The sequence below is a fragment of the Brevundimonas sp. FV2ps16 genome, assembly GCF_058681075.1.
Genome location: NZ_CM178728.1, coordinates 450,292 through 470,648, shown reverse-complemented (window position 1 = coordinate 470,648; position 20,357 = coordinate 450,292). Strand labels below are relative to the sequence as shown.

At 64.7% G+C, this 20,357-nt stretch carries 19 protein-coding genes and 2 pseudogenes; 8 read left to right on the top strand and 13 right to left on the bottom strand.

Features of this window, described 5'->3' with window-relative positions:
* Positions 1-53: 53 nt before the first annotated feature.
* Positions 54-1,034, bottom strand: a complete 981-nt coding sequence (gene dusA, locus ACW170_RS02180) for a tRNA dihydrouridine(20/20a) synthase DusA (RefSeq protein WP_492088073.1) — start codon at positions 1,032-1,034, stop codon at positions 54-56.
* Between the two features lie 219 nt (positions 1,035-1,253).
* Between dusA and ACW170_RS02175 the strand changes: the two genes are divergently transcribed.
* Entirely contained in the window at positions 1,254-1,895 is a 642-nt protein-coding gene (locus ACW170_RS02175; RefSeq protein ID WP_492088072.1) for a site-specific integrase, read from the top strand.
* A gap of 637 nt (positions 1,896-2,532) precedes the next feature.
* On the opposite strand, the gene ACW170_RS02170 is transcribed toward ACW170_RS02175, so the two are convergent.
* On the bottom strand, positions 2,533-2,739 hold the full coding sequence (locus tag ACW170_RS02170; protein ID WP_201100159.1) for a hypothetical protein: 207 nt from the start codon (positions 2,737-2,739) through the stop codon (positions 2,533-2,535).
* Positions 2,740-3,612: 873 nt separating this feature from the next.
* On the opposite strand from ACW170_RS02170, the gene ACW170_RS02165 reads away from it, so the two are divergent.
* Positions 3,613-4,989 carry a methyl-accepting chemotaxis protein gene (locus tag ACW170_RS02165; RefSeq protein WP_492088071.1) on the top strand — a complete coding sequence of 459 codons (1,377 nt, stop codon included), beginning with the start codon at positions 3,613-3,615 and terminating at the stop codon, positions 4,987-4,989.
* Here ACW170_RS02165 and ACW170_RS02160 read toward each other — a convergent pair.
* Positions 4,926-5,651 (bottom strand): annotated as a pseudogene (locus ACW170_RS02160) (response regulator); the annotation flags it as partial. The gene ACW170_RS02165 and the pseudogene ACW170_RS02160 overlap by 64 nt on opposite strands.
* 217 nt (positions 5,652-5,868) lie before the next feature.
* Here ACW170_RS02160 and ACW170_RS02155 point away from each other — a divergent pair.
* Positions 5,869-6,507: pseudogene (locus tag ACW170_RS02155) on the top strand (IS110 family RNA-guided transposase); the annotation flags it as partial.
* Positions 6,508-6,821: 314 nt separating this feature from the next.
* Positions 6,822-7,544, top strand: coding sequence for a rhomboid family intramembrane serine protease (locus ACW170_RS02150; protein ID WP_492088070.1), 723 nt, complete (start codon positions 6,822-6,824; stop codon positions 7,542-7,544).
* A gap of 142 nt (positions 7,545-7,686) precedes the next feature.
* Here the strand turns inward: ACW170_RS02150 and ACW170_RS02145 are convergent, their stop codons facing one another.
* The 3 genes from ACW170_RS02145 to ACW170_RS02135 all read right to left on the bottom strand — a co-directional run bounded on the left by ACW170_RS02145 (position 7,687) and on the right by ACW170_RS02135 (position 9,826).
* Positions 7,687-8,076, bottom strand: coding sequence for a hypothetical protein (locus ACW170_RS02145; protein WP_492088069.1), 390 nt, complete (start codon positions 8,074-8,076; stop codon positions 7,687-7,689).
* A 486-nt stretch (positions 8,077-8,562) separates the two neighbouring features.
* Positions 8,563-8,859: a putative quinol monooxygenase gene (locus tag ACW170_RS02140; RefSeq protein WP_492088068.1), complete on the bottom strand. Its 297-nt coding sequence runs from the start codon at positions 8,857-8,859 to the stop codon at positions 8,563-8,565.
* Between the two features lie 259 nt (positions 8,860-9,118).
* Positions 9,119-9,826: a peroxiredoxin-like family protein gene (locus ACW170_RS02135; RefSeq protein WP_492088067.1), complete on the bottom strand. Its 708-nt coding sequence runs from the start codon at positions 9,824-9,826 to the stop codon at positions 9,119-9,121.
* Between the two features lie 141 nt (positions 9,827-9,967).
* Between ACW170_RS02135 and ACW170_RS02130 the strand changes: the two genes are divergently transcribed.
* Complete coding sequence (locus ACW170_RS02130; RefSeq protein WP_492088066.1) at positions 9,968-10,837, top strand: LysR family transcriptional regulator; 870 nt, start codon at positions 9,968-9,970, stop codon at positions 10,835-10,837.
* Between the two features lie 240 nt (positions 10,838-11,077).
* Here the strand turns inward: ACW170_RS02130 and ACW170_RS02125 are convergent, their stop codons facing one another.
* The 3 genes from ACW170_RS02125 to ACW170_RS02115 all read right to left on the bottom strand — a co-directional run bounded on the left by ACW170_RS02125 (position 11,078) and on the right by ACW170_RS02115 (position 13,638).
* Positions 11,078-11,701, bottom strand: coding sequence for a RidA family protein (locus ACW170_RS02125; RefSeq protein ID WP_492088065.1), 624 nt, complete (start codon positions 11,699-11,701; stop codon positions 11,078-11,080).
* Positions 11,702-11,724: 23 nt separating this feature from the next.
* Positions 11,725-12,471 carry an SDR family oxidoreductase gene (locus ACW170_RS02120; protein ID WP_492088064.1) on the bottom strand — a complete coding sequence of 249 codons (747 nt, stop codon included), beginning with the start codon at positions 12,469-12,471 and terminating at the stop codon, positions 11,725-11,727.
* A gap of 192 nt (positions 12,472-12,663) precedes the next feature.
* Positions 12,664-13,638, bottom strand: coding sequence for an SDR family NAD(P)-dependent oxidoreductase (locus ACW170_RS02115; protein WP_492088063.1), 975 nt, complete (start codon positions 13,636-13,638; stop codon positions 12,664-12,666).
* 109 nt (positions 13,639-13,747) lie between these two features.
* Between ACW170_RS02115 and ACW170_RS02110 the strand changes: the two genes are divergently transcribed.
* Complete coding sequence (locus ACW170_RS02110; protein ID WP_492088062.1) at positions 13,748-14,380, top strand: TetR/AcrR family transcriptional regulator; 633 nt, start codon at positions 13,748-13,750, stop codon at positions 14,378-14,380.
* An 864-nt stretch (positions 14,381-15,244) separates the two neighbouring features.
* Here ACW170_RS02110 and ACW170_RS02105 read toward each other — a convergent pair.
* Positions 15,245-16,090, bottom strand: coding sequence for a hypothetical protein (locus ACW170_RS02105; protein WP_492088061.1), 846 nt, complete (start codon positions 16,088-16,090; stop codon positions 15,245-15,247).
* An 88-nt stretch (positions 16,091-16,178) separates the two neighbouring features.
* On the opposite strand from ACW170_RS02105, the gene ACW170_RS02100 reads away from it, so the two are divergent.
* Positions 16,179-17,588, top strand: coding sequence for an SLC13 family permease (locus tag ACW170_RS02100; protein WP_492089124.1), 1,410 nt, complete (start codon positions 16,179-16,181; stop codon positions 17,586-17,588).
* A gap of 349 nt (positions 17,589-17,937) precedes the next feature.
* On the opposite strand, the gene ACW170_RS02095 is transcribed toward ACW170_RS02100, so the two are convergent.
* The 3 genes from ACW170_RS02095 to ACW170_RS02085 are packed head-to-tail and all read right to left on the bottom strand — an operon-like array spanning position 17,938 to position 19,316.
* Entirely contained in the window at positions 17,938-18,546 is a 609-nt protein-coding gene (locus ACW170_RS02095) for a cysteine hydrolase family protein (RefSeq protein WP_492088060.1), read from the bottom strand.
* Between the two features lie 4 nt (positions 18,547-18,550).
* The gene (locus ACW170_RS02090) at positions 18,551-18,802 is read right to left on the bottom strand and encodes a hypothetical protein (protein WP_492088059.1); all 252 of its coding nucleotides are present in this window, start codon (positions 18,800-18,802) and stop codon (positions 18,551-18,553) included.
* On the bottom strand, positions 18,792-19,316 hold the full coding sequence (locus ACW170_RS02085; protein ID WP_492088058.1) for a hemerythrin domain-containing protein: 525 nt from the start codon (positions 19,314-19,316) through the stop codon (positions 18,792-18,794). Before ACW170_RS02085 ends, ACW170_RS02090 begins: the two co-directional genes overlap by 11 nt.
* Before the next feature lie 444 nt (positions 19,317-19,760).
* On the opposite strand from ACW170_RS02085, the gene ACW170_RS02080 reads away from it, so the two are divergent.
* Entirely contained in the window at positions 19,761-20,330 is a 570-nt protein-coding gene (locus ACW170_RS02080) for an SRPBCC family protein (protein WP_492088057.1), read from the top strand.
* Positions 20,331-20,357 lie beyond the last annotated feature (27 nt).

Below are 20,357 nucleotides of genomic sequence, written 5' to 3'. Positions count from 1 at the left end.
CCTGTGAGGTTGGCGCTAAGCGACTGAATCTATCAAGCTCTTTGAGCGCCAGCCTAGGCTGCGTCTTCGCGACGCGCCTCTGCCTCTCGCACGGCGTCGGCGGCGCGATCCAACACCTCCAGCCCGGCGTCGGGTCGGATCGCCTCGACCGTCAGGATGCGGCGGAACGCCCGCGCCCCGGGGCGGCCGTGCATCAGGCCCAGCATGTGGCGGGTGATGGCCGGCAGGCGCACCCCCTCGTCCAGACGGGCGGCCACATAGGGACGATAGCGCTCCAGCGCGGAGAAGGCGTCCACATCCGCCGTCTCAGCCCCGTACAGGCGCCGGTCCGCCAGACCCAACAGGGCCGGCTCATGATAGGCGGCGCGACCCAGCATGACGCCGTCCAGCCGAACGCCGTCCGCGTCTTGCGCAAGATGGCCCTCGGCCTCGTCCAGATCAGCGATCCCGCCGTTGATCGAGATGTTCAGGTGCGGTCGCTCGCGCTTGAGCCGGCGCACCAAGTCGTAATCCAGCGGCGGCACGTCGCGGTTTTCCTTGGGAGACAGGCCTTGCAGCCAGGCCTTGCGGGCATGGACGATGAAGACCTCGATCCCGACGGCGGCGCAGGCGTCCACCGTGGTGAACAGACTGGTCGCCGCATCCTGATCGTCGACGCCGATCCGGCATTTGACGGTGGCGGGAACGGTGACGGCGTCCTTGATCGCCGCCATACAGTCGGCCACCAGTTCCGGCTCGCGCATCAGACAGGCGCCGAACTTGCCGGACTGGACCCTGTCCGACGGGCAGCCCACGTTCAGATTGATTTCGTCATAGCCATAGGCCGCCCCGACCCTGGCCGCCTGGGCCAGTTCCGCCGGATTGGACCCGCCCAACTGTAGGGCGACCGGATGTTCGACGGCGTCGAACCCCAGCAGACGATCCCGGTCTCCGTGCAGTACGGCCGGCGCCGTCACCATCTCCGTATAGAGCAAGGCGCGCGTCGTCAGGGCCCGATGGAAGGCGCGGCAATGCCGATCCGTCCAGTCCATCATAGGCGCAACGGCCAGTCTACGCGCTTGATTTATCGACATTATTTCTGTATTTTCAGGCGGTTGGCAGACGATGTTCGCCGACGCTTCTACGCGCATTTTCGACGGTTTTCGCCCCTCTACGACATCTCACTGCACCCTTTTTGTACCCAAATCATGGCCTCCATCCGCAAACAAAAGTCCGGCCGGTGGCGCGTCCAAGTGAGGCGTAAGGGACAGGCTGTGAGCGAGACCTTCGTGAGGCACGAAGACGCCAAGGCTTGGGCGGTCGATGCTGAGCGGCAGATTGATCGAGGGGAGACACCTCGAGACTCTCAGGTTGCGCGGATCAAGTCCTTCGGCGAGCTCATCGACCTGCACATCGACGACATGAAATCGGTCGGCAAGGCTCCGCGCCGCTCAAAGGCGGCGACGCTGAAGATGCTCAAGGCTCGCCTGGGGCGGAAGACCTTAGGACAACTTGATCGGCAGTTGTTCATCGACTTCGGCAAAGAGCGTGCGAAGGAGGGGGCCGGGCCGATGACGCTGAGCATCGACATCGGCGCCATCAAACTGGTCATCACCCACGCGATCGCCGTGCATGGGCTGACGGTCTCGGCAGAGCCGGTGAACATGGCGCGCCTAGCGCTCAAACGCCTCGGATTGGTCGGCAAAGGCGTCGAACGTGATCGTCGACCGACTGAGGAGGAGTTGGCGCGGTTGATTGAACATTTCGAGGGTAATTCGCGCCAGATCATTCCGATGGGCCGGGTGATCCGCTTCGCCATCGCCACGGCCATGCGGCAGGAAGAGATCTTCCGCGTCATGTGGTCGGACTACGCGGCGCGGACATTCAGGCTCAGGGTCTTGATGGCGCCCGCGTAGGCGTCGTCGGTGCGGGTGAAGGTTCCAATGGTCGCCATGTTCGTCTCTCCTTTTGCGGATCGGGCCGCGCCAGCCGCGGCCTCGATGGCGATCGGCAGGCCGAGCGGACGCCGGTCCGCAGCCCCGCAGCCGCAGGCGCAACGGGGCCCGAAGCCTTGGCGGAGGACCGGGAGGCGACGTCTTTCTTGTCTCGCGAGGAGGCCGAAAGGCCGGGGAAGAAAGTCGGCGTCGATGGTTGCGAAGACCGGGGGACGATTGGACAGATCAAGCCAGGAGAGGCCGCGCGCGGCGTGATCGGGCCGCCCGAGAGAGGCGGACAAGGCGGGGCTTGGAGCCTTCATCTGCGCAGGCGACGGTTGACGCAGGGGGGCGACCAGACGCGCGTGTGCAACAGACCGCCTGCCGCGCGATGATCGGGACCGCAGGACGCGGCTCTCCGGGACCGGGGCGGCGAAGGCGGCGCGCGACCGCCGTTGGGGAAGACGACCGTTCAGGCGAACCGCCACGATCCACAAAGCGGATCAGGCGATCCCGGTCTGCTGGCTCCGATCTGCGTCCTGCGAGGGGGACGGCGATTTCCGCCTGCTCAGGGCGGGTTGTGGTGCAGGCGGCGAGGCCGTGTCGCCGGGACCGGGGTTCAGGGCGCGTCCGGTCCGAAGAGTCGCACGACCTCGGTCCGATCCGCCTGTCGCTCGTCGGTCAGTCGCCACGCCTGGCCATCGAACCAGACGAGATCGACGAAGGCGGCGTGGACGTCCTCGAACTCGAAAATCTCGCCCGGCATGATGACGCGAAGCTGAGGCGGGAGGCGCGACAGGACGGCGATCAACTGTTCGACGGTCATTCCCTCTCCTGTCGGCGGACATCGGCAAGGCGGGCGCGGTCGGCCTGAAGGCGCGTCGAGGCCCGCTCGGCGACTATCTGCGCGGCGCGCGGATCGTGCAATCCTTGGGCGCGTGGCATGGCCCCGACCACGTCAGCCCTGCCGGGGGTTTACGACGCCAAGCGCCGCGCCGCCGACGAAAGGGCGCCGACGAGTTCAGGGCGCTGATGGGTGTTCGCGCTGGCGTGGGCCCGCAGGTCGGGCGGGATCGCGCCCTCCAGCGGGATGGTGGACCGGGTTCGAGCAGGGACCAGGAGGATCGCGGCGTACCTGCTTCGTCGTGCCTTTCGCCCAGGCTTCGCCAAGCGGACCGACTGGTCGTTTCTCGGCGCGACGCGCGCCGCCGCGTCGGGCGTGACGGGGCATGACTATGACGCTCGCGAGGCGACGCCGGTCTCCCGGCGCTTGCGGACTCGGCTCCGCGCGGACGCGTGACGGGGCGGGGGTCCATTTTCGGTGAAGAGAGGCGTTTGCTGAGGTGGCGCGAAAGCCTGGCGGTCATGATCCGGCGCTCTTACCCGTGGAACCTTAAGGTTGCGGTCTCTAAGATTGCGGCGGCATGGGCCGTATGAAGTCAGGTGTATAGGAATACGCGGAGCTCTTAGGTTATTTTCCCTATTTCGCGCTTGAGGCCGGCTTAACTGCCCCCCCCGGTTATGTTCATCTTCGGTTGTGGGGCGGCAGGTCCTGCGTATTGGTTGAGGCGATGATGGGTGCGTCTAACAGAGAGGCTTTCGGATTGGGCCGTAGCCGACTCGCGTCCTTCAATCCGAATTCCGCCTCACCTCAATTCGCGCCTGGTCGTCATTGATCGTTTGCTCGGGGAGATAGGCCATGCGTTTCACCATCAAGGCCAAGTTGATCGTGACCTTCGGGTTGTTGATCGTGGCGATCGCCGTGTTGGTCGGCGTGTCTCTCTGTCACCTGTCGTCGCTTCACGCCGCGATCCATGACGTGGTCGCCGGGCCGGCCGCACAGTTGAGCCGGGCTCAGAGCATTCAGACTGAATTCAGCAGCTATGTGAGACGCGAACGCGGCATGCTGCTGACCACAGATCCCGAGGCTGTGCGGGAGTTTTCTGAAGAAGTCGGTCAGGGCCGGGTCGCGCTGGAGGCGTTGTTGGCGCAAGGCCAGGCCGCCGCAGCGGGAGACGCCAAGGCTGAATGGGTCGCGCTGGCGAGCGCCTGGTCGGAGTACAAGCCGATCAGCGAAGAGATCCATCGGCTGGCCCTGGATGGCGACAACGCCGGCGCCCGGGCGGTGATGATGACCGAGGCGCGCGACAGCCTAGCTGGGATCGAGCAAGCCGCCAGCGCTATCGTCGTTACCGACAAGGCGATGATGGGGCAGGCCGAAGAAGGCGCCAGGGCGGTGTTCGAGGAGGCGCGTATCGGCCTGATCGTCGCCGCGGGCGTCGCCCTGATCGGCGCGGTGGTCGGCTGCGTCGGCCTCACCCTGATCGTCCGCAAAGGCCTGCAACGCGCGTCCGAGGCCGTCCGCTCCGTCGCCGAGGGCGACCTAACCCGCACGGTGGCCATCACCAGCAAGGATGAGATCGGCGACATGCTGGGTGATCTCAACAGTATGATCGAACGTCTGCGCGGCGTGGTCGGCGACGCGCTGGCGGCGGCAGACAATGTCTCCTCCGGCAGCCAGGAACTGTCGTCCTCTTCCGAGCAGATGAGTCAGGGGGCGACCGAACAGGCGGCCGCCGCCGAACAGGCCTCGGCCTCGATGGAGGAGATGGCCGCCAACATCAAACAGAACGCCGACAACGCCGCCCAGACCGAGAAGATCTCGCGCCAGTCCTCCAAGGACGCCGAGGCCAGCGGCGAGGCGGTCAACCGCGCGGTGGATGCCATGCGCACCATCGCCAACAAGATCGGCATCGTGCAGGAAATCGCCCGCCAGACCGATCTGCTGGCCTTGAACGCGGCGGTCGAGGCCGCCCGCGCCGGGGAGCACGGCAAGGGCTTCGCCGTCGTCGCCTCCGAAGTGCGCAAACTGGCCGAACGCAGCCAGACAGCCGCCGCCGAGATCGGCGCGGTGTCGGGGCACACGGTCAAGGCCGCTCAGGAAGCGGGCGAGATGGCTTCGGCAAGCGCTGACAGTCCTGAGGCGCCCAAGATCCGACTTCCGCTCTTAATCGTGTGTGCAGGCAGAACGGCTGCGCCAAGGTCGCCCAAGGACAGGGCCTTCTGCAGGGCCTGAAGGTGCTCAGCCGTGTCTGTGCGATAGACGTCAATCAAGGTGTCAAAAGCTCGCACGGTCGCCCGCGCTTGCGCAAAAGCCTCGGGGTCGAACAGCGGGATCGGCTTGCGAGGCTCGGGGCTCGTGGTGGTGTTTTCTTGGTCCCTGTGTCCAGCCTGGGTGTCGTCCTTCGGGACGCGCACCGGCGAGGCTGCCGCGAGCGGTTTGACTTGCGGCGGGGTAGTTTCAATGGGCGTGGCCGCACGGGGTGTTGCGGATGCCTGGATCGTGGCGACTGGGCCTTCTCGTGACGACGAAGGCGGGCGGGACAGATCCGATATCTGATCGAGCGCCGCGACGAGGTCACGTTTACGGATCGGCTTGGCCAGAAAATCATCCATGCCCGCCGCGAGGCAATCTTCGCGGTCCCCCTTCATGGCGTTCGCCGTCAGCGCGATAATCGGCGTGTGGCGAAGACTGCCCTCGACCATGCGGGATTTCAGGATTCGGGTGGCCTCATAGCCGTCCATCACAGGCATCCGACAGTCCATGAGAATGACGTCGAAATCACCGTCTTGCGCAGCCGTGACAGCCTTTTGGCCGTCACGCGCCGTGGTCACGTCCAGGCCAAGATCGCGAAGCAGTTCCGTGGCGACGATGAGGTTGACGTCATTGTCGTCCACGAGCAGGACGCGCCGTCCCGAGAATGTCGGATCGACTTTCGGGGCCGCGGCCGGGACGGAAGGGCTTTCACCGCCTCTGCAAAGCTCGAGTGCAAGCTCCCCTAAGGCGGCGGGCAGGAAGGGCTTTATCAGCACCCGGTCGAATGCAGGATATGAGCGATGGGCCTGGCGATCCGACAAGAGGATCGACCAGGCTGGCGCTGTTTCGGGGGCGGCCGTCCGAAGAGACACCCAGACGATCAACGCCCTGCGCGGTCACTTGGCTGAGTACGGCTGGATCGTTCCCAAGGGCGTGCCGCACGTCGAGCGCCTGATCGCTCGCGTGGAGGATCCGGCCGAAGCGCTTCCGCCCGCCGCGCGCACCATTTTGCTGGTTCTGGTCTCGACCTTGCGAACGCTCGACCAGCAGATCGCTGTGCTCGACGCGGAGATCGCCTCGCGCGCCAGGCATGATCCGGTCGCACGTCGATTGATGACCATCCCGGGGATCGGTCCGATCACGGCGACGGCTCTGGTCGCCCTCGCTCCCTCCCACGAAGCCTTCAAGAGCGGCCGTCACTTCGCCGCCTGGCTGGGCCTCACGCCGCGACAGCGATCCACCGGTGGCCAGCAAAAGCTCGGCGCGATCACCAAAATGGGCGAGCGAACACTTCGACGGCTTCTGACCATCGGTGCCAGCGCCGTCATAAAACAGGCCGCCATCCGAGGCGCGCCGGCAGGGTCATGGCTCGACCAGATGCTGGCGCGAAAGCCGAAGATGCTGATCATCGTCGCATTGGCCAACAAGAACGCCCGCATCGTCTGGGCGCTCATGGCCAAGGGCGATGTCTACCGAGCTCCGGGCGTGCAGGCCTAGCCAGCACGAACGCGAGACGTCGAAGCGTAGGATGAGCGAAGGAGCATATGGCGCAACAGTCGGCGAGACGGGATCAGGAAAACCAGGGCTTTCCACCGTGCCTCGAGCACGCTTTGGGTGATTTGGACCGGATCCGCGAACTCCCATATAGGCCAGCGACGGTACGCCGCCGCAGTAAAGGCCGGACAGATGGCAGCATCCGACTACGTGTCAGAAACTCTCGGATTCACTCTTGCGCTGAAGGGGGGCGTCCACAGATGGGAAGCGGACGCTGCCCTTGTCCAATCCCACCGGCCTGCGCCACAGTGACCGCCATGAACCAGCCCGCCGTTGATCGCCCGCCGCTGTTCGCCCGTCGGCGCGACCGCCGGGGGCGGTTGCGGTCCGGCCCGCCGATCTGGGACATCCGTACCTGGAAGCTGCTGTTTTCCGCCGCCGGCGTGCCCGCCCTTGTCTTGCTCGCTCTCTGCGGTGCCGTGTTCGCCGGCCAGCTGGCCGGCGGCGGCCCGGCGCCGTGGGGCGTCTCTGGTCCGGCCCTTGCCGAGGGGCGTTGGTACACCCTGGCCACGCACGTGGTCTCGCATGGCGGGCTGACCCATCTGCTGTTGAACGCCAGCGTCCTGCTGCCGCTGACGCCGCTAGCGATGGTGCGGCTGGGACTCGGGCCTACCGGCTGGAGGCGGTTCGCGGCACTCTTTGTGGGCTCGGCCCTCGCCGGGGCGGCACTGTACCTGGCCCTCAACCCGGAGGGGCTCCCGATGGTCGGCGCCTCGGGTGCGATCTTCGGCCTGTGGGGCGCGGTCGCCCGGATCGGTCCCGACGGCGGTATGATCCCGCTGCGGTCGCGGCGGATTCGCGACGAGGTGTTGCTGGTCGCCTGGCTCAATCTGGCGACGGTCGGATTCTTCTATGCCGTCAACCTGGCGAAGGGCGGCGGCCCCTCCGTGGCGTGGGAAGGTCACGTCGGCGGCTTCCTGTTCGGCCTGTTCGCCATGCCCATGCTGGCGCCGCCCACGCCGCCGCCCGCGCACCACTGAGTCAGGGTGTGCGCGGGGCCCTCGAACCCTTAAACCGCCGCGTTGGGTCGATTTCGGCCCTGCGCTTTGGCGCCGAAGGCGGCGATGGTTGCCGGTGCGAAGAGCGGACGCGCCCGATGCCCGCTAGGGGTGGTTAGCCGACCTACCTCGTCTTGGTCTCAGCGAAGTATTTCTCGACGAGGACGACATCGTCAGGGGTCCAGCCGCATCGATCTGCAATAGAGAGTATAAAGCGGAGGTCGTCCTCAAACTTCTCCCTTATCCAGTCTCGCCTGAGCTCATCGGGACGCATGGTGAATGTGTGTAGCGGCCAGGAAGCTGCCGACCTGTGAGCCGCTGTCACTATGGCCCAGTGCATATTCGTGAGGAGCACTTCGCGCGGGTTGCCTTCAATGAGTCGCGTAACATCGTCGCTCAAATCTACCAAGCCGAGCAAAATGTGGCCGCGTCTTCGAAGCCGCCTTATCCGAAGCGCGAACCTAGGCGGCCAGGCGGCTATAGCCTCGTCGAGGATCTGATCGAACCTAGTCATTCCGCTTTATAGAACAGATCGCCAAAGTCCGCTTTGGGTCGGGAACCGTCTTAGGCTGTCGGCCGGAAAGCCGACTTTAGAGCGAACGCTGAATGTCGTGTTTGCGGCCGACAGTGAATGACCACTTCTGGCGCGAAGCTGCCCTTGAGCGTTGTCGGGCGTGACGCCCGCGTCCCACGCCTCCCAGACTTTCGGGAGGTCCACTTCAGGGCGTGAGATCGGCATCTGCGTCGAACATCAGCGCACCATCTCGTAGCACCGGCGGTGGTGCGCTGATACGGACGCCTGTGAGAACTATGAGTGGGCGCTGGCGATTTGAAGCGCATTCCCGGTGCCATCGATGACCATCCATGTTGGCCGAAAGGAAAACCCGCTAAGTCGCCGGAGATCATGCCTGCCGAGGGCGGTTAGGCGGCTGGCGCATTCGTCGCGCCAAGCCGCCCAGGAGGCTTGTTGGTATTGGCGATCAAGCGCCGACGTGTGGCCTTACTTGTGGACGATCACCTGCAGGCGAAGGACCTTGGTCTCAACGAACAGATCGTCTGCCCGCTCGACGAACTCCTGTCCGGGAGGGCCGCTCATATGAGCTGCGCCAGCAGCCTCGTCGACGAACGTGTCGAACACCCGATAGACGCCCGGCTCCCCTTCGACCTTCGAGCCGTGCCAGGTCAGGGTTCCAGCCTCGTCCTTTACCAACGATGCTTCTTTCGCGAGAAACGCCTCGACTTCGGCCTCTTTGCCAGGCTTGGCCCTCATCTCGATCAGGAATGCGAACTTAGCCATTTCATTGCTCCTTGGTTGACATGCGCACGCGGCTGCGCGCGCAGGACTCAGCTGGCTTCATCGCCAGCTCAATTTCGTGCCGTAAATCTCGACTTACGCGTTTGAGAGCGTCTGCTTGCCACCGGCGCGCGGACCCGCGCCGCGCCGTACCGGAGCGGCATCGGACGATGGTGGCGCGCAGACGGCATTTCGCTTCGCCGACCCCTGTCCTGGGCGCTCCAAGGCGCCGGAATGCGGATCGAGCGACAGTGAAGGGCAGTCAGGCGGCGCGCTGAGTCGCCAGCTGATCGAGGACCGGGAACATCAGGGAGGGCTCGGGGCGGCGGGTATAATCGCCGTTCACCTCGGCATAGGCGATCGTTCCGTCCTGCGCGATGACGTAGCGCGCGCTCATCGGCAGGGTCCAGCTGTCCTCGCCGTTGAACTGCGGCAGGTCGGCGCCGAGCGTCCTGTGGGCCACGCGCAGATACTCCGGCAGCGTCCAGCGCAGGTTGAACTGCGCGGCCACTTCGCCGCCATGGTCGCCCAGGATTGGGAAGCTGAGCGCGTTCTGCCGCTGCGACTTGCGGCTGTTAGGCGCCAATTGCTGGGAGATCGCCACCAGGCTCGCGCCGCGCGCCTCTATCTGTGGGCGGGCCGCCTCAAGCGCGGTCAGCTCGTAATTGCAGTACGGGCACCAGACGCCGCGATAGAAGGTCGCCACCAAGGGACCTTTGGCCAGCAGCGCCTCGGACGAAACAGGATTGCCGTCCGGGTCGGGAAGCGTGAACGCCGGCGCCACGTCTCCGACCTTCAGCGCGCGATCCGGCGCACCCGATGCGATGAGTTCGTCCACCGAGCGATGCAGGGCCTCGACGGCCGCCGGGGGCGCCAGGCGGGTATCGAATTCGACCTTGAACGCGTCGAGCTTGCCTTGCAGCGGCAGATCGGATTGCAAGATCTTGGCGAAAGTTTCCTGGAAAGTCATCGAGCTTGTCCTGTGCAGCGCAGCATCATCGCTGGCGTGACGCTCAAATGACTTATTCCGCAATATTGCAGCAGGGTGGTTGCGGCGATATCACCTATTCAGAAATGGAATAGTTGGCGCCCGATGGATCGATTGCACGCGATGGAAGTTTTTGTCCGCGTCGTCGAGACCGGCTCCTTCTCAGCCGCCGCGCGCGATTTGCGGATCGGCCAGCCCAATGTGTCGAAATTGGTCGCGGCGTTGGAGGAGCATCTTCAGGTGCGGCTTCTGGTCCGCTCGACGCGCCAACTTCACCCGACCGAAGCTGGCCAGGCCTTCTACGAGCGGGCGCGCCGCACTGTTGCGGAGGCCGATGAGGCCGAGACCGCCGCCCGCGGATTCGGCAAGGGGCTGGACGGGCGGCTGCGCGTTTGCGCGCCCGTTACATTCGCCAGACTGCACGTCATTCCTAGGATCGGCGAATTCTTGGAGAGGCATCCCAATCTGCGTGTCGATTTCGTCCTGGACGATCGCTTCATCGACTTGATGGGCGAGAATATCGACGTAGCGCTGCGTGGGGGGGAGCTTTCAGACTCAGGCCTGACCGCACGAAAACTTGCCACCTGCGAGCGATTTGTCGTTGCGAGCCCGACGTACCTCGCGCGGATGGGCATTCCTTCCAGTCCTGGTGAACTGCTCAAACACACAGCGCTTGTCTACACGCAGGGGCTGATCGCGGAGGAATGGCGCTTTCGTCGCGCCGGAGAGGATACGTCCGTTCGCATCCCCACGCGGCTGTCGTTCAGCGCGGCCGAGGGCATTCGTGAGGCGGTGATCGCCGGCCTCGGCCTCGCGATCACTTCGCGATGGGTCATGGACCCGGAACTCGCGAGCGGGAGCGTGGTCCCGGTGCTGACCGATTGGAAGCTTCCCAACGCAGATTTGTGGGCCCTCTTCCCGACTGGAAGGCTACCGACGGCGAAGGCGCGCGCATTCGTCAGCTGGTTTGAAGAGATCTTCTCGAAGACCTAGCGGCCAAGCCCAGCGCTGGGAGAGTCCCCGCCCTCGGCGACGTGCGCCTTAGGCGCCTGCGGCAAAACAATCGGCGCCTCCGGGAAGCTCCAGGAAACTACTGACATAGGTGCGCTGATACGGACACCCATGAGAACTATGAGTGGCCGTTGGCCCTCTAGAGCGCGATTCCTGGCTTGCGGCGGCTAAGGTAGCGGCCATTCTTACAGGATATATAGTATCAGCAGGGTGATGCCCCCTTCAGGGGAGACGCACCACCATTTCAATCTCGACCCTCATTTCTGGTGTATAGAGCGCCTGGACCCCAATCGTGGTGATACTAGGCATCGCGTGCCCGAGTAGTTCACGAAGAGGGGTTATGGCCTGCCCGAACGATTCGCTGGTCGCATTCACGACGTAGACACGCAGCATGACGATGTCTTGCGAAGTTACCTCCAGGTCCTTGAGTGCGACGGCGAGGCTGGCAGTCGCAAGCTTTGCTTGGCCAGCAATGTCCTCGGGGACCTCTTTAATTCCCGGCGCCGCTGCGATCTGGCCGGACAGGAAAGCGAGGCGACCGGGTTCCGCGACGCTGATCTGCGACCATCCGCGCGATGCCATATCCCACATGGCGGGAGGGTTGCGGCGGCTCACCGAGGCTGACGCGCGAGCTGCGCTCGGATCCCGGCTTTGCCGCGATTCCTCCAGCAGTAGTCCCACCTCCCGTTCCAAGCGTTCGATGCGATCAAACGTATAGCCGGAGCTGCCGGACTCCAGCGCTTTCAGGAAGTCCCTGACAACCGCGAAGGCGCGGCGAAGTTTCCCCTGCTTTAGGACTGAATGAGGCGCTGGGTGAGTCATCAGAGGCTTCCCGAGGTCGGCCATCAGGTTCGGCCAGGTGTTCGATTTCAGAGCTGTGTCCAGCCGCCGTCGACAGGCAGCTCGGCGCCGGTCGTGAAGGTCGCGTCGAACGCTAGGAAGAGGACGGCCTTGGCGATTTCCTCCGGGGTCCCCCAGCGCTTCATGGGAACCATGCCTTTCATTTGCTCCTGCATTTTGGCGATCGTTTCTTTGTCCATGCCCATCTTGCTCAAGATCGGCGTGTCCGTGGGGCCTGGCGACACCGCGTTGACCCGGATGCCCTGAGGAAGAAGGTCAGTGGAGAGCACCCGAGCGAAGGAACGTAGCGCAGCCTTGGCGGCGGCGTAGGTGGCGTTGCCGGACATTCCCTTGACGTTCGCGATCGAGGTGGTGAGGACGACTGAGCCTCCCCGATTGATCAGCGGCGCCAGCTTCTGGATCGTGAAAAAGGGACCCTTGGCGTTCACGTTGAACATCTCGTCGTAGCCCGCCTCGGTCACGCTCTCCAGGGGTGCGCGGATGCTGAACCCGGCGTTGACGAAAAGCAGGTCGAACGTGTCGAACTCGGTCTTCACCCGAGCGGCGAGGGCGTCAATATCCGTCAACGATCGCACATCGCTCGAAACCACGATGGCGCCCGTCCCAAGCTCATTCAGCGCGGATTCCACGCCGGCCTGCGAGAGACCCGTCGCAAGAACCCGCGCGCCCCCGTCGAGGAGCATCTTGGCTGTCGCAAGCCCCATGCCGCTGGTGCCGCCGATGATCACTGCCTTCTTATCTTGGTACCGTTCCATGTGCGCTCTCCTTGCGGCGTCGCTGGCGCCTATATTTTTTAACTATTTAATATGTTATTTGCCCGCGAAGTCTGCGATCCGGCTCATTTCCGACAGTTTGCTTCGAAATACCGAAAGACTAAGCGCGTAGCCGCCCAGCTCAGCAATCACCGGCTGGTGCGGCGCCGGGATCCTTTGCCGCGACGCGCGCCTTCAGGACACCGCGCTTAAGGCGTCCGGGCTAGGCAAGTCGATGCCCGAGACCTTGACCACGGCCTGCCACGTCGCTTCCTGGCTGGCGCGATCGTGGAGGTGTGGCTGGCGCTGCAACTCCATTGGGCCTGAGAACTTCCCTGCAGCGGAGGCGAAGAATTGCCCTGAGACATCGGTTCCGAACTCCGACGCCTGGAGGTACCGACCGGCCGCAGTCTCCGGCGTCTGATTCATTCCGGGAATGAGGTTCGTGATTGGAATCATCAGATACTTCAACAATGGGCCGGCGTTTCGCGCCACGTTGGTGGCGTTCGACGCGCCGGGCGAGACGGCGTACACGGCCATGCCGGGTGGTAGCCGGCGCGCCAGCGCCGCGACCCACCAAGCGATAAGGAGCTTCGCGTCGGCATACGCATTGTGCGGCGCGTACTTCACGTTTGGCCCGCTGCGTATCATGGCTTCAATAGCGACGGTACGGTCACCCCGGAAGTACTTGGCCGCGAAGGCTGGCACGTCCGTGTACTTGAACAGGGGTACGCCCCCGCGTGCAGGCTCCGCACTGGTGATAACAATCCGCGCGTTGGGGCTCAGCAGGTTAGCGCGGAGCAAACCGACAGTTAGTTGATGATGGCCGATCAGCGGGGCTTCAGAAGCCTCGACGCCCGCCGCAGTCATCACCCGCTCCTTACCTGGAACCAGCCCGGCATTGAGCAGTAGGAAATCGATCGGCCGACCACGCTTGACTAGCGCCGCGAGGGCGGACTGAACGCTGGCCGGCGCGTTGAGATCCAGCTCCAGCGGCGTGAAGGCGCCAATGTTTGCCTTAGCTTTGAGTTGATCGGCCGCTTCCCGGATCTGCGCCAGGCTGCGTCCGGTGACTACGATCTCCGGGCATCCCCCGTCGGCGAGCAAGCGGGCTGCCGTAAAACCGAGTCCAGAGGTGGCGCCGGTGACGAGAGCAGTCGAATGTCCCATGGTAGGTTCCGTGGTTAGGGGGCGCGAGGTTCGGGGGCGGACTTGCTAATTATGAACCGTTCAGTTATATATTGGCGTGGTTCGTCACGGTCAAGGATTTTTGAACTGAATGATTCAGAATGCGGCCAAATCGCGGGGGCGGCCGCGAAACTTCGACGAGGGTGATGCGCTGACAAAGGCGACGGAGGTCTTTCGCGCCAAGGGTTATGACGGCGTGACCATCGACGATCTCGTCGCGGGCATGGGTGTGGGACGGCCAAGCCTGTATTCCGTCTTCGGGGACAAGCGGACGATATTCTTGCGCGCTCTCAGGGCGTACGCAGATGCGAAGGGCGCTCGCGCTGCGAAGGCGCTCTTTTCGCCGGCGACGCTTCGCGACTCGCTCGTAGGCTTCCTCAGGCACGCCGTTGAAAGCGCGACCCAGGAAGGAGCCGCCCCAGGATGTCTAATGGTGTGCGTCGCGCCCCTCGTAGACGACGCTGAGGTCAGGCAGTTCCTGAAGAACGCCATAGCTGGCGGCATAGCGCTCGTGGAACGCCGCTTCTGCGACGGGATCAGCACGGGGGAAATCCCGTCCGACTTTCCCGTGGCGGTGCGTGCGAGCCAGGTTCTCGACCTGTCGCGCGGTCTGACCATGCGTGCGCAGATGGGCACGCCGCGCAAGACGCTGCTCAACGACGCTGAGGAAGCGGCGGACTTGGTCCTCCTGCCACGGCGTGGAAATGCAGCGCCGGAAGGTTGATGCTGGATGGCGCGGACGTCGAACGCCAAGGGCTCCTACCCGCCCTTCACCGCCTTTGGCGACGTCCGCTTTCGGCGCCTGCAGGAAACAATCGGCGCCTCTGGGAAGCTCCAGGAAACTCCTGACATAGGTGCGCCCGGAGCGATTCGAACGCTCATGATGGTTACGCTTGGGAGCTTGTCGTAGCGCAGGAACTAAGGTGGTCAATCCGTGGCGCATTGGAGCGCGAGACCGCGCGTTGAAGCGGGCCAGTTCGGATCATTTCACCGGAGTGAGAAGGGAAGAGAACGTGAACTTTAGTGTGCAAATTTCGCACACGATGGCTCGCAAGTCTTTGAAATTTATGAACGATGCGGCCTGTCCATCATCGGCGCCACGGCCAGTCTACGCGCTTGATTTGCAGTCATTGGTCAGTAAAAACAAAACGTTGATTGGTGACGTGCGGGCTCAGGTCTGACGGTAGGGTCGCTATATAAGCGAGACCTTCCTCAAATGCGATGACGCGCCGCTGGGCTACCGAGCTGCGGGCTGAATAGACTGTGTCGAAACGCCGACGCTGGAGTGTGCACGGGAGAGCTTCGGGCGGAGAGGGAGCAAGGGAGGGAGGGCGCCTTTTCTGACTCTCGCGGCTGGGGTGGAGGTGGTCCGCGACACGCCCACCTCCGCCGAGGCGGAACGCAATGCGATGCGACCGATCAGGGCCAGGATCGAGCAGAAGATTCTTGCGCTGTCAGCCCGCTCAATGCCTTCCGCCAGAGCGTCTCTATTGAACCCGCGCCACCCGTAGGTGACGGCGCGCCGAAGCGAGGGAAGCTCATCCGTGATCTATGCCGTTATTCCACTCGGCCAGGATAGACTTGCACGTCAACCGGCGCGCCACTCGCTGAGCATCCTGCCTTCGGCGTCCTCGAAGGCGACGCGATCAAGTTGAACCGCGCCGATGCAGACGGGACGCTGATCGGGATTGGCGGCGCGGCAGCGGATGGCGCGGCCGTCGGCGAAGGCCACCATTCGGCCTTCCAGCACCAGGCGGTAGCCGTTGCTCGGCGCAACGGCCGGCTGCCCGTCTTCGCCGCGCACGATGAAATCATAGGCCCGGCCGTTTCGGCGTCCGGTGCGGGGGCCGTCTTCTTCGAAGACGGCCGCCAGGCCCATCGTTTGGGGCGAGGGCGCCGCCGGTCCGCTGGCCAGGGGGTCGCCCTGCGCCCCGGGGCAGCCGTCCGCCCGCAGCCAGGGATGCGGCAACCAGAACCCCTCGACGCTCTCCCAGGTTTCGGCGCCGCCCGCGACCAAGGGGGACGCCGTCCAGTCGCCGGGCGCCAAGCTCAGTTTGAGGCTCCTTCTCCGCTCTCCCCAGGACCAGCCGGCGAGACCGTCGCCGGTCGCCTTGTCCCCGGGGGGCGGCGTCGCCCCCCCACATCCGAAGGCCTGACGAACCACAAACCGTCGCCCAGCCAAACTGGCCCCGCCGACGTCGCGGCCCGCCGCATAGGCAGACGCGGCCACGTCCATAGCCTGTAGCAGTCCGGCGCGGTCCAGCGTCGGCGCCGGCCCGACAGCGACGATGGGCGTCTGGGTCTGAACGGGTGCAGGCTTAGGCTCGGGCGCGGACTCCTCGCCTTGGCAGCCTGTGAGTACGGGGCCGAAAAGCAGAAAGGACGCCGCAAGCGCGACGACCGACGGGCGAGGCGACGCGATCGGTTCGAGCATGTACCCACTGTAGCATGGAGCTGGCTGTTTTGGGGACGATACTCGAAATAGGTTGACGAAAGCGATGGAGAGCGGTCTGCACGGGTTCATGACCTTCGATCAGATCGCCGCATTGGCGGTGCTTGTCGGCGTGGTCGGCGTGCTGATCAACGGCAAGCTACGCGCCGACGTTGTCGCCCTGACCGGCGCCGCCGTCCTTCTGCTTTTGGGCGTGGTCCGGCCTGTCGAGGTGCAGGGGGCCTTCGCCAGCCCGGCTGTAATTGCCTTGGCCGGCCTGTTCGTCATCGCCTACGCCATCGAACTGTCGGGGCTGCTGGGCTTGATGATCCGTCAGGCGACCCGGCTGGCGGCCCGCGTCGGAGCGCGGGGAATATGGATCGTCATCGGTCTGTGCGGTGCTATCGGCGGTTTCCTGAACAATACGCCCGTCGTGGTGCTGGCCGCGCCGGTGATCCGCGACGTGGCTCAATCCCTGAGACTTTCGCCGAAGCGCTTCCTGATGCCGTTGAGCCATGTGACCGTGATGGGCGGGTTGCTGACGCTCATCGGCACCTCGACGAACCTCCTGGTCAATGACATGGCGCGCAACGCGGGCCAGCCGGTGTTCGGCCTGTTCGAGATCACGCCGGTGGGTCTGTTCCTCGCGATCGTCGGGGGGGTGTGGCTCTACTTCGTCGGCGCACGCCAGTTGGGGCGGTCGGTGGCCATGGATGAGGCCGAAACGGCGCGCTTGGCCGAGATGGCCGAGGCGCGTCGGCGGGAAGAGGCGGACGCCGCTCGGCGGCATAAGCGCATTCTGCCCTTCGGCCTCCCGCGTCTGGGGGAGTCTCGAAACCAGTCGGACGGTTCGGGCGACGCCCACCTGGGCGATGTCGATCTGTATGGGGCGGCGGACCGGCCCTTCCGTCTACGCCCGGCGATGATTTCGCTGGCCGTATTCGTGCTGGTGATCGCTTCGGCCGCCCTGGGGTGGGCGCCGATCGCCGCCTCGGCCTTCGCCGGCGCAGTGACGTTGATCCTGCTGAGAGTCATTACGCCAGAAGAAGCCTACGCCGGCCTGAGGCCCGAGATCCTGTTGCTGATCGCCGGCATGGTGGTGGTCGGCACGGCCATAGAGGTGACCGGCCTGGCCTCGGCCGGCGCGGACCGCCTGATCGACATCATACGGCCTATGGGGCCGCTGGGCGCGTTGATCGTGCTCTATGGCGTGACCCTGTTTGCGACCGAACTTCTGTCCAACGCCACCGTCGCTGTGCTCATCACGCCCATCGCCGTCGCCCTGGCGGAAAGCCTGGGCGTCGATCCCCGGCCCTTCCTGGTCTGCGTCATGATGGCCGCCTCGGCCGCTTTCGCCACCCCCTTCGGCTATCAGACCAATGTGCTGGTCTTTAACATGGGCGGCTATAGCTACATGGATTTCGTGCGCGTGGGTCTGCCGTTGAACCTGGTGACCTGGATCGCGGCCATGATGGCGATACCGATCTTCTTCCCGTTCTAGTCGCTGGGACGTTTCCGGCTCGGACGACCTCAGTCCCCGCGCCTAGAATGGCGGGGGCTGAGTGCTGAAGAAGGCGGCGGCGCCGACGCCCACATAGAGGAGGGGCGAAGGCGATCAGCAGCAGGATCGCGAGGCGGCCGAGGCGACGGCGATCGTTGAGGATGCGGAGCTTTTGGCGCTCGGGATCAGGCTGGCTTGGCGTCAGACACGGCCTGTCGAGGACCGCACGCCGGCCTCTGCGTGGGGTTCGTCCGTCTTCATCGCGGCCCTCATGGGCGCGGCCCTTCTCGCCGGACTGTTGATCCGGCTGCTGGGCCAAGTCTAGTTTAGCCCGCGAACGGCCTCCTCCTCAGGCGGAGCGCCAGGCCGACAGGATGGCCTCGACCTCGGCGGTCTCGATCTGCTGGCCGTAGCGGCGATGGTAGAGCGCCATGAGGCCGTCATGATCCTCGTCCGAGGAACTGCACAGCGCATCGGTCGCGACCACGACGCGATAGCCTAGGTCCACGGCCCCCAGCACAGTCGCCAGCACGCAGACGTCGGTCTCCGCCCCCGTGACCACCAGCGTGTCGACGCCGCTGCGCCGCAGTACGGCGTTCAGGTCGGTTCCGGTCCAGGGCGAATAGAGGGTCTTGTCAAAGATCCAGCCCGGCGGTGCGAACCGCTGCAGCTCGGAGGCCAGGTCCACCATCGGCTCGCCCAAGGCTTCAAGGGTCATCGACGGCCAGCGATCCCAGTATTTGCGCCAGGTCCCCCGACCTTCGCCGGGTCGCGCGGCTGGGATGAACCGGGTGAAACAGGTGCGGTCTGCCCGTTGTTCGCACAGACGAACGATCACCGGCAGAACCCGTTCAGCCCAGGGCGTTTTCCAGTCGGTATCCTCGACGAACATCCTCTGCATATCAACACAGAGATGGACTGCCGAGGCCGGAATATCGGCGTTCAGACCCTGCGCCATGCCGTCAGCCCGCCTTGTCCATGGGGGCGTCCTCGTGTCCATCGACGTCGGCGTTGGGCGATGAGGGCTCCACTTCGTCGGGCGACGGCTTGGTCTGGGTGTCGGCGTGATGTTCGATACGCCCGCTCTCGACCTCGGCGCGGGAGAAGACCTCCTCCTGGCCCGCCTCCAGCAACTGGTCTTCCGGTCCGCCGAGGCCGCCCTGGGCGAGGCCCGATCGGCTCGCTTCCGCCCCCACGCCCACCTTAGTCGACATAGCGCTGATACTCTTCGGTATAGCGAGCGGTCAGTCGCTCCTGATGCTCACCATGTTCCTTGAGGTGCAGGAACCAGCCGTTCTCTTCCTCGAACATGTGGGTCAGCACCGCGCCCTCGATATGGGCCCACTTGTCGAGCCAGGCGTCGGAGGAGGGCGCGATATTCTCCAGTTCGGCCATCTGCATCTTGGCCGTGGTCTGCTCGGAATAGGCGGCGCCCGCCTGGAGCTTGTGCCCGTGCTGCGCCATGGCCGGATAGAGGACGAGCTCTTCGGCGAGGGAATGACCGTTCAGGACCAGCGCCAGGTTCTGCATCGCCGCCGTGCGGTCCGCCGCCGATTTCGCGGTTCGACCTTCGGCAAAGGCGGAACGAATGAGCTCGTGGTGGTCCAGGGCGAGTGACAGCCAGTCGCCGGTCTGGGCGGCCGCCCTGGCTTTTTCGGTCGCCTCGCGGCGATGCTCTTCAGACGGTTGCGGGGTGATGGCGGCCAGCGCCTTGTCGATGACGGACATGAATCCTCCTGGGGTTTGACCTCACAGCGCAAAAGCCCGCATCTGCGTTCCTCTGTCTCAAAGCGGACCTAGAAGCGGATCGTCGGCGTCGCTTGGCTCAAAGCCTCTTCCGAGGCGAGTTCGGCCTGCACCGGATCGACCCGCCCGCCGAGGCCTTCCAGCACCTGAATCGCTTCGACCAGGGGGTATCGGCCGCGACCACCAGATCGTAGCCGTCGTCTGCGAGCAGCTTGGCTAATTCAAAGCCGATTCCCGACGAGGCGCCGGTGACGACGGCAGGGGTCAAGCGGCTTCGGCGGTGGTCTGGTCGAGGGCGTCGGTCATGGAGTCTCCGCGGATATTGGCTGGAGAACTCCGCAACGGAGCGCTGTTCCGACCAAAAAGCCGACGGAACGAAGAGCGTGCGGCGCGGTTGACGAGTTTCAGCTGATCGGAGCCAAACCCATGTCTCATAGCGAAGTTTCCACCGACGCCGATGTCGCTTCCACCGCCTTCATCGACAGCGATCGAAGGGAAGGCGACCATGACGCCTCCAGCCTTCAGGCGGTGCTGATCAATCGCCCAAAACAGGACCTCTACGCCTTCTGGCGCGACTTCAGAAACCTGCCGGCTTTCATGGAAAACGTGAAGACGGTGGAAGTGCTGGGGGACCGACGGTCGCAGTGGACGATTGCAGGACCGGCCGGGGCGGACATCGACCTGGTGTCTGATATCACCGACGACGTTCCCGGCGAGCGGATCGCCTGGACCTCCACCGAAGGGTCCGACATCGATCACGAGGGATGGGTCGAGTTCCGCGAAAACGCCTTCGGCCGCGGGACGGAGGTCAGGGTCTTCATCAGCTATGATCCGCCCGCCGGCGTTGTCGGCAAGGTCGTGGCCAAGGTCATGCAGCGCGAACCCCGCGTTCAGGCGCGGCGCGAACTCCGTCGCTTCAAACAATTGATGGAGACGGGCGAAATCTCGACGTCGAAAGCGCCGGACGCCGCGCCGCGCGCGTCACGCCACTTCTGATCCCAGTCCATTCTTCGATAAGGAACC

What these genes read in the sequence shown, in the direction of transcription:
- ACW170_RS02150 (WP_492088070.1), top strand. Translation starts at nt 6,822, where the DNA reads ATGAACCAGCCCGCCGTTGATCGCCCGCCGCTGTTCGCCCGTCGGCGC.
- ACW170_RS02100 (WP_492089124.1), top strand. Translation starts at nt 16,179, where the DNA reads ATGACCTTCGATCAGATCGCCGCATTGGCGGTGCTTGTCGGCGTGGTC.
- ACW170_RS02115 (WP_492088063.1), bottom strand. Translation starts at nt 13,638, where the DNA reads ATGGGACATTCGACTGCTCTCGTCACCGGCGCCACCTCTGGACTCGGT.
- ACW170_RS02170 (WP_201100159.1), bottom strand. Translation starts at nt 2,739, where the DNA reads ATGACCGTCGAACAGTTGATCGCCGTCCTGTCGCGCCTCCCGCCTCAG.
- ACW170_RS02130 (WP_492088066.1), top strand. Translation starts at nt 9,968, where the DNA reads ATGGAAGTTTTTGTCCGCGTCGTCGAGACCGGCTCCTTCTCAGCCGCC.
- ACW170_RS02110 (WP_492088062.1), top strand. Translation starts at nt 13,748, where the DNA reads ATGATTCAGAATGCGGCCAAATCGCGGGGGCGGCCGCGAAACTTCGAC.
- ACW170_RS02090 (WP_492088059.1), bottom strand. Translation starts at nt 18,802, where the DNA reads ATGTCGACTAAGGTGGGCGTGGGGGCGGAAGCGAGCCGATCGGGCCTC.
- ACW170_RS02095 (WP_492088060.1), bottom strand. Translation starts at nt 18,546, where the DNA reads ATGGCGCAGGGTCTGAACGCCGATATTCCGGCCTCGGCAGTCCATCTC.
- dusA (WP_492088073.1), bottom strand. Translation starts at nt 1,034, where the DNA reads ATGATGGACTGGACGGATCGGCATTGCCGCGCCTTCCATCGGGCCCTG.
- ACW170_RS02120 (WP_492088064.1), bottom strand. Translation starts at nt 12,471, where the DNA reads ATGGAACGGTACCAAGATAAGAAGGCAGTGATCATCGGCGGCACCAGC.
- ACW170_RS02145 (WP_492088069.1), bottom strand. Translation starts at nt 8,076, where the DNA reads ATGACTAGGTTCGATCAGATCCTCGACGAGGCTATAGCCGCCTGGCCG.
- ACW170_RS02105 (WP_492088061.1), bottom strand. Translation starts at nt 16,090, where the DNA reads ATGCTCGAACCGATCGCGTCGCCTCGCCCGTCGGTCGTCGCGCTTGCG.
- ACW170_RS02140 (WP_492088068.1), bottom strand. Translation starts at nt 8,859, where the DNA reads ATGGCTAAGTTCGCATTCCTGATCGAGATGAGGGCCAAGCCTGGCAAA.
- ACW170_RS02080 (WP_492088057.1), top strand. Translation starts at nt 19,761, where the DNA reads ATGTCTCATAGCGAAGTTTCCACCGACGCCGATGTCGCTTCCACCGCC.
- ACW170_RS02085 (WP_492088058.1), bottom strand. Translation starts at nt 19,316, where the DNA reads ATGTCCGTCATCGACAAGGCGCTGGCCGCCATCACCCCGCAACCGTCT.
- ACW170_RS02135 (WP_492088067.1), bottom strand. Translation starts at nt 9,826, where the DNA reads ATGACTTTCCAGGAAACTTTCGCCAAGATCTTGCAATCCGATCTGCCG.
- ACW170_RS02165 (WP_492088071.1), top strand. Translation starts at nt 3,613, where the DNA reads ATGCGTTTCACCATCAAGGCCAAGTTGATCGTGACCTTCGGGTTGTTG.
- ACW170_RS02125 (WP_492088065.1), bottom strand. Translation starts at nt 11,701, where the DNA reads ATGGCCGACCTCGGGAAGCCTCTGATGACTCACCCAGCGCCTCATTCA.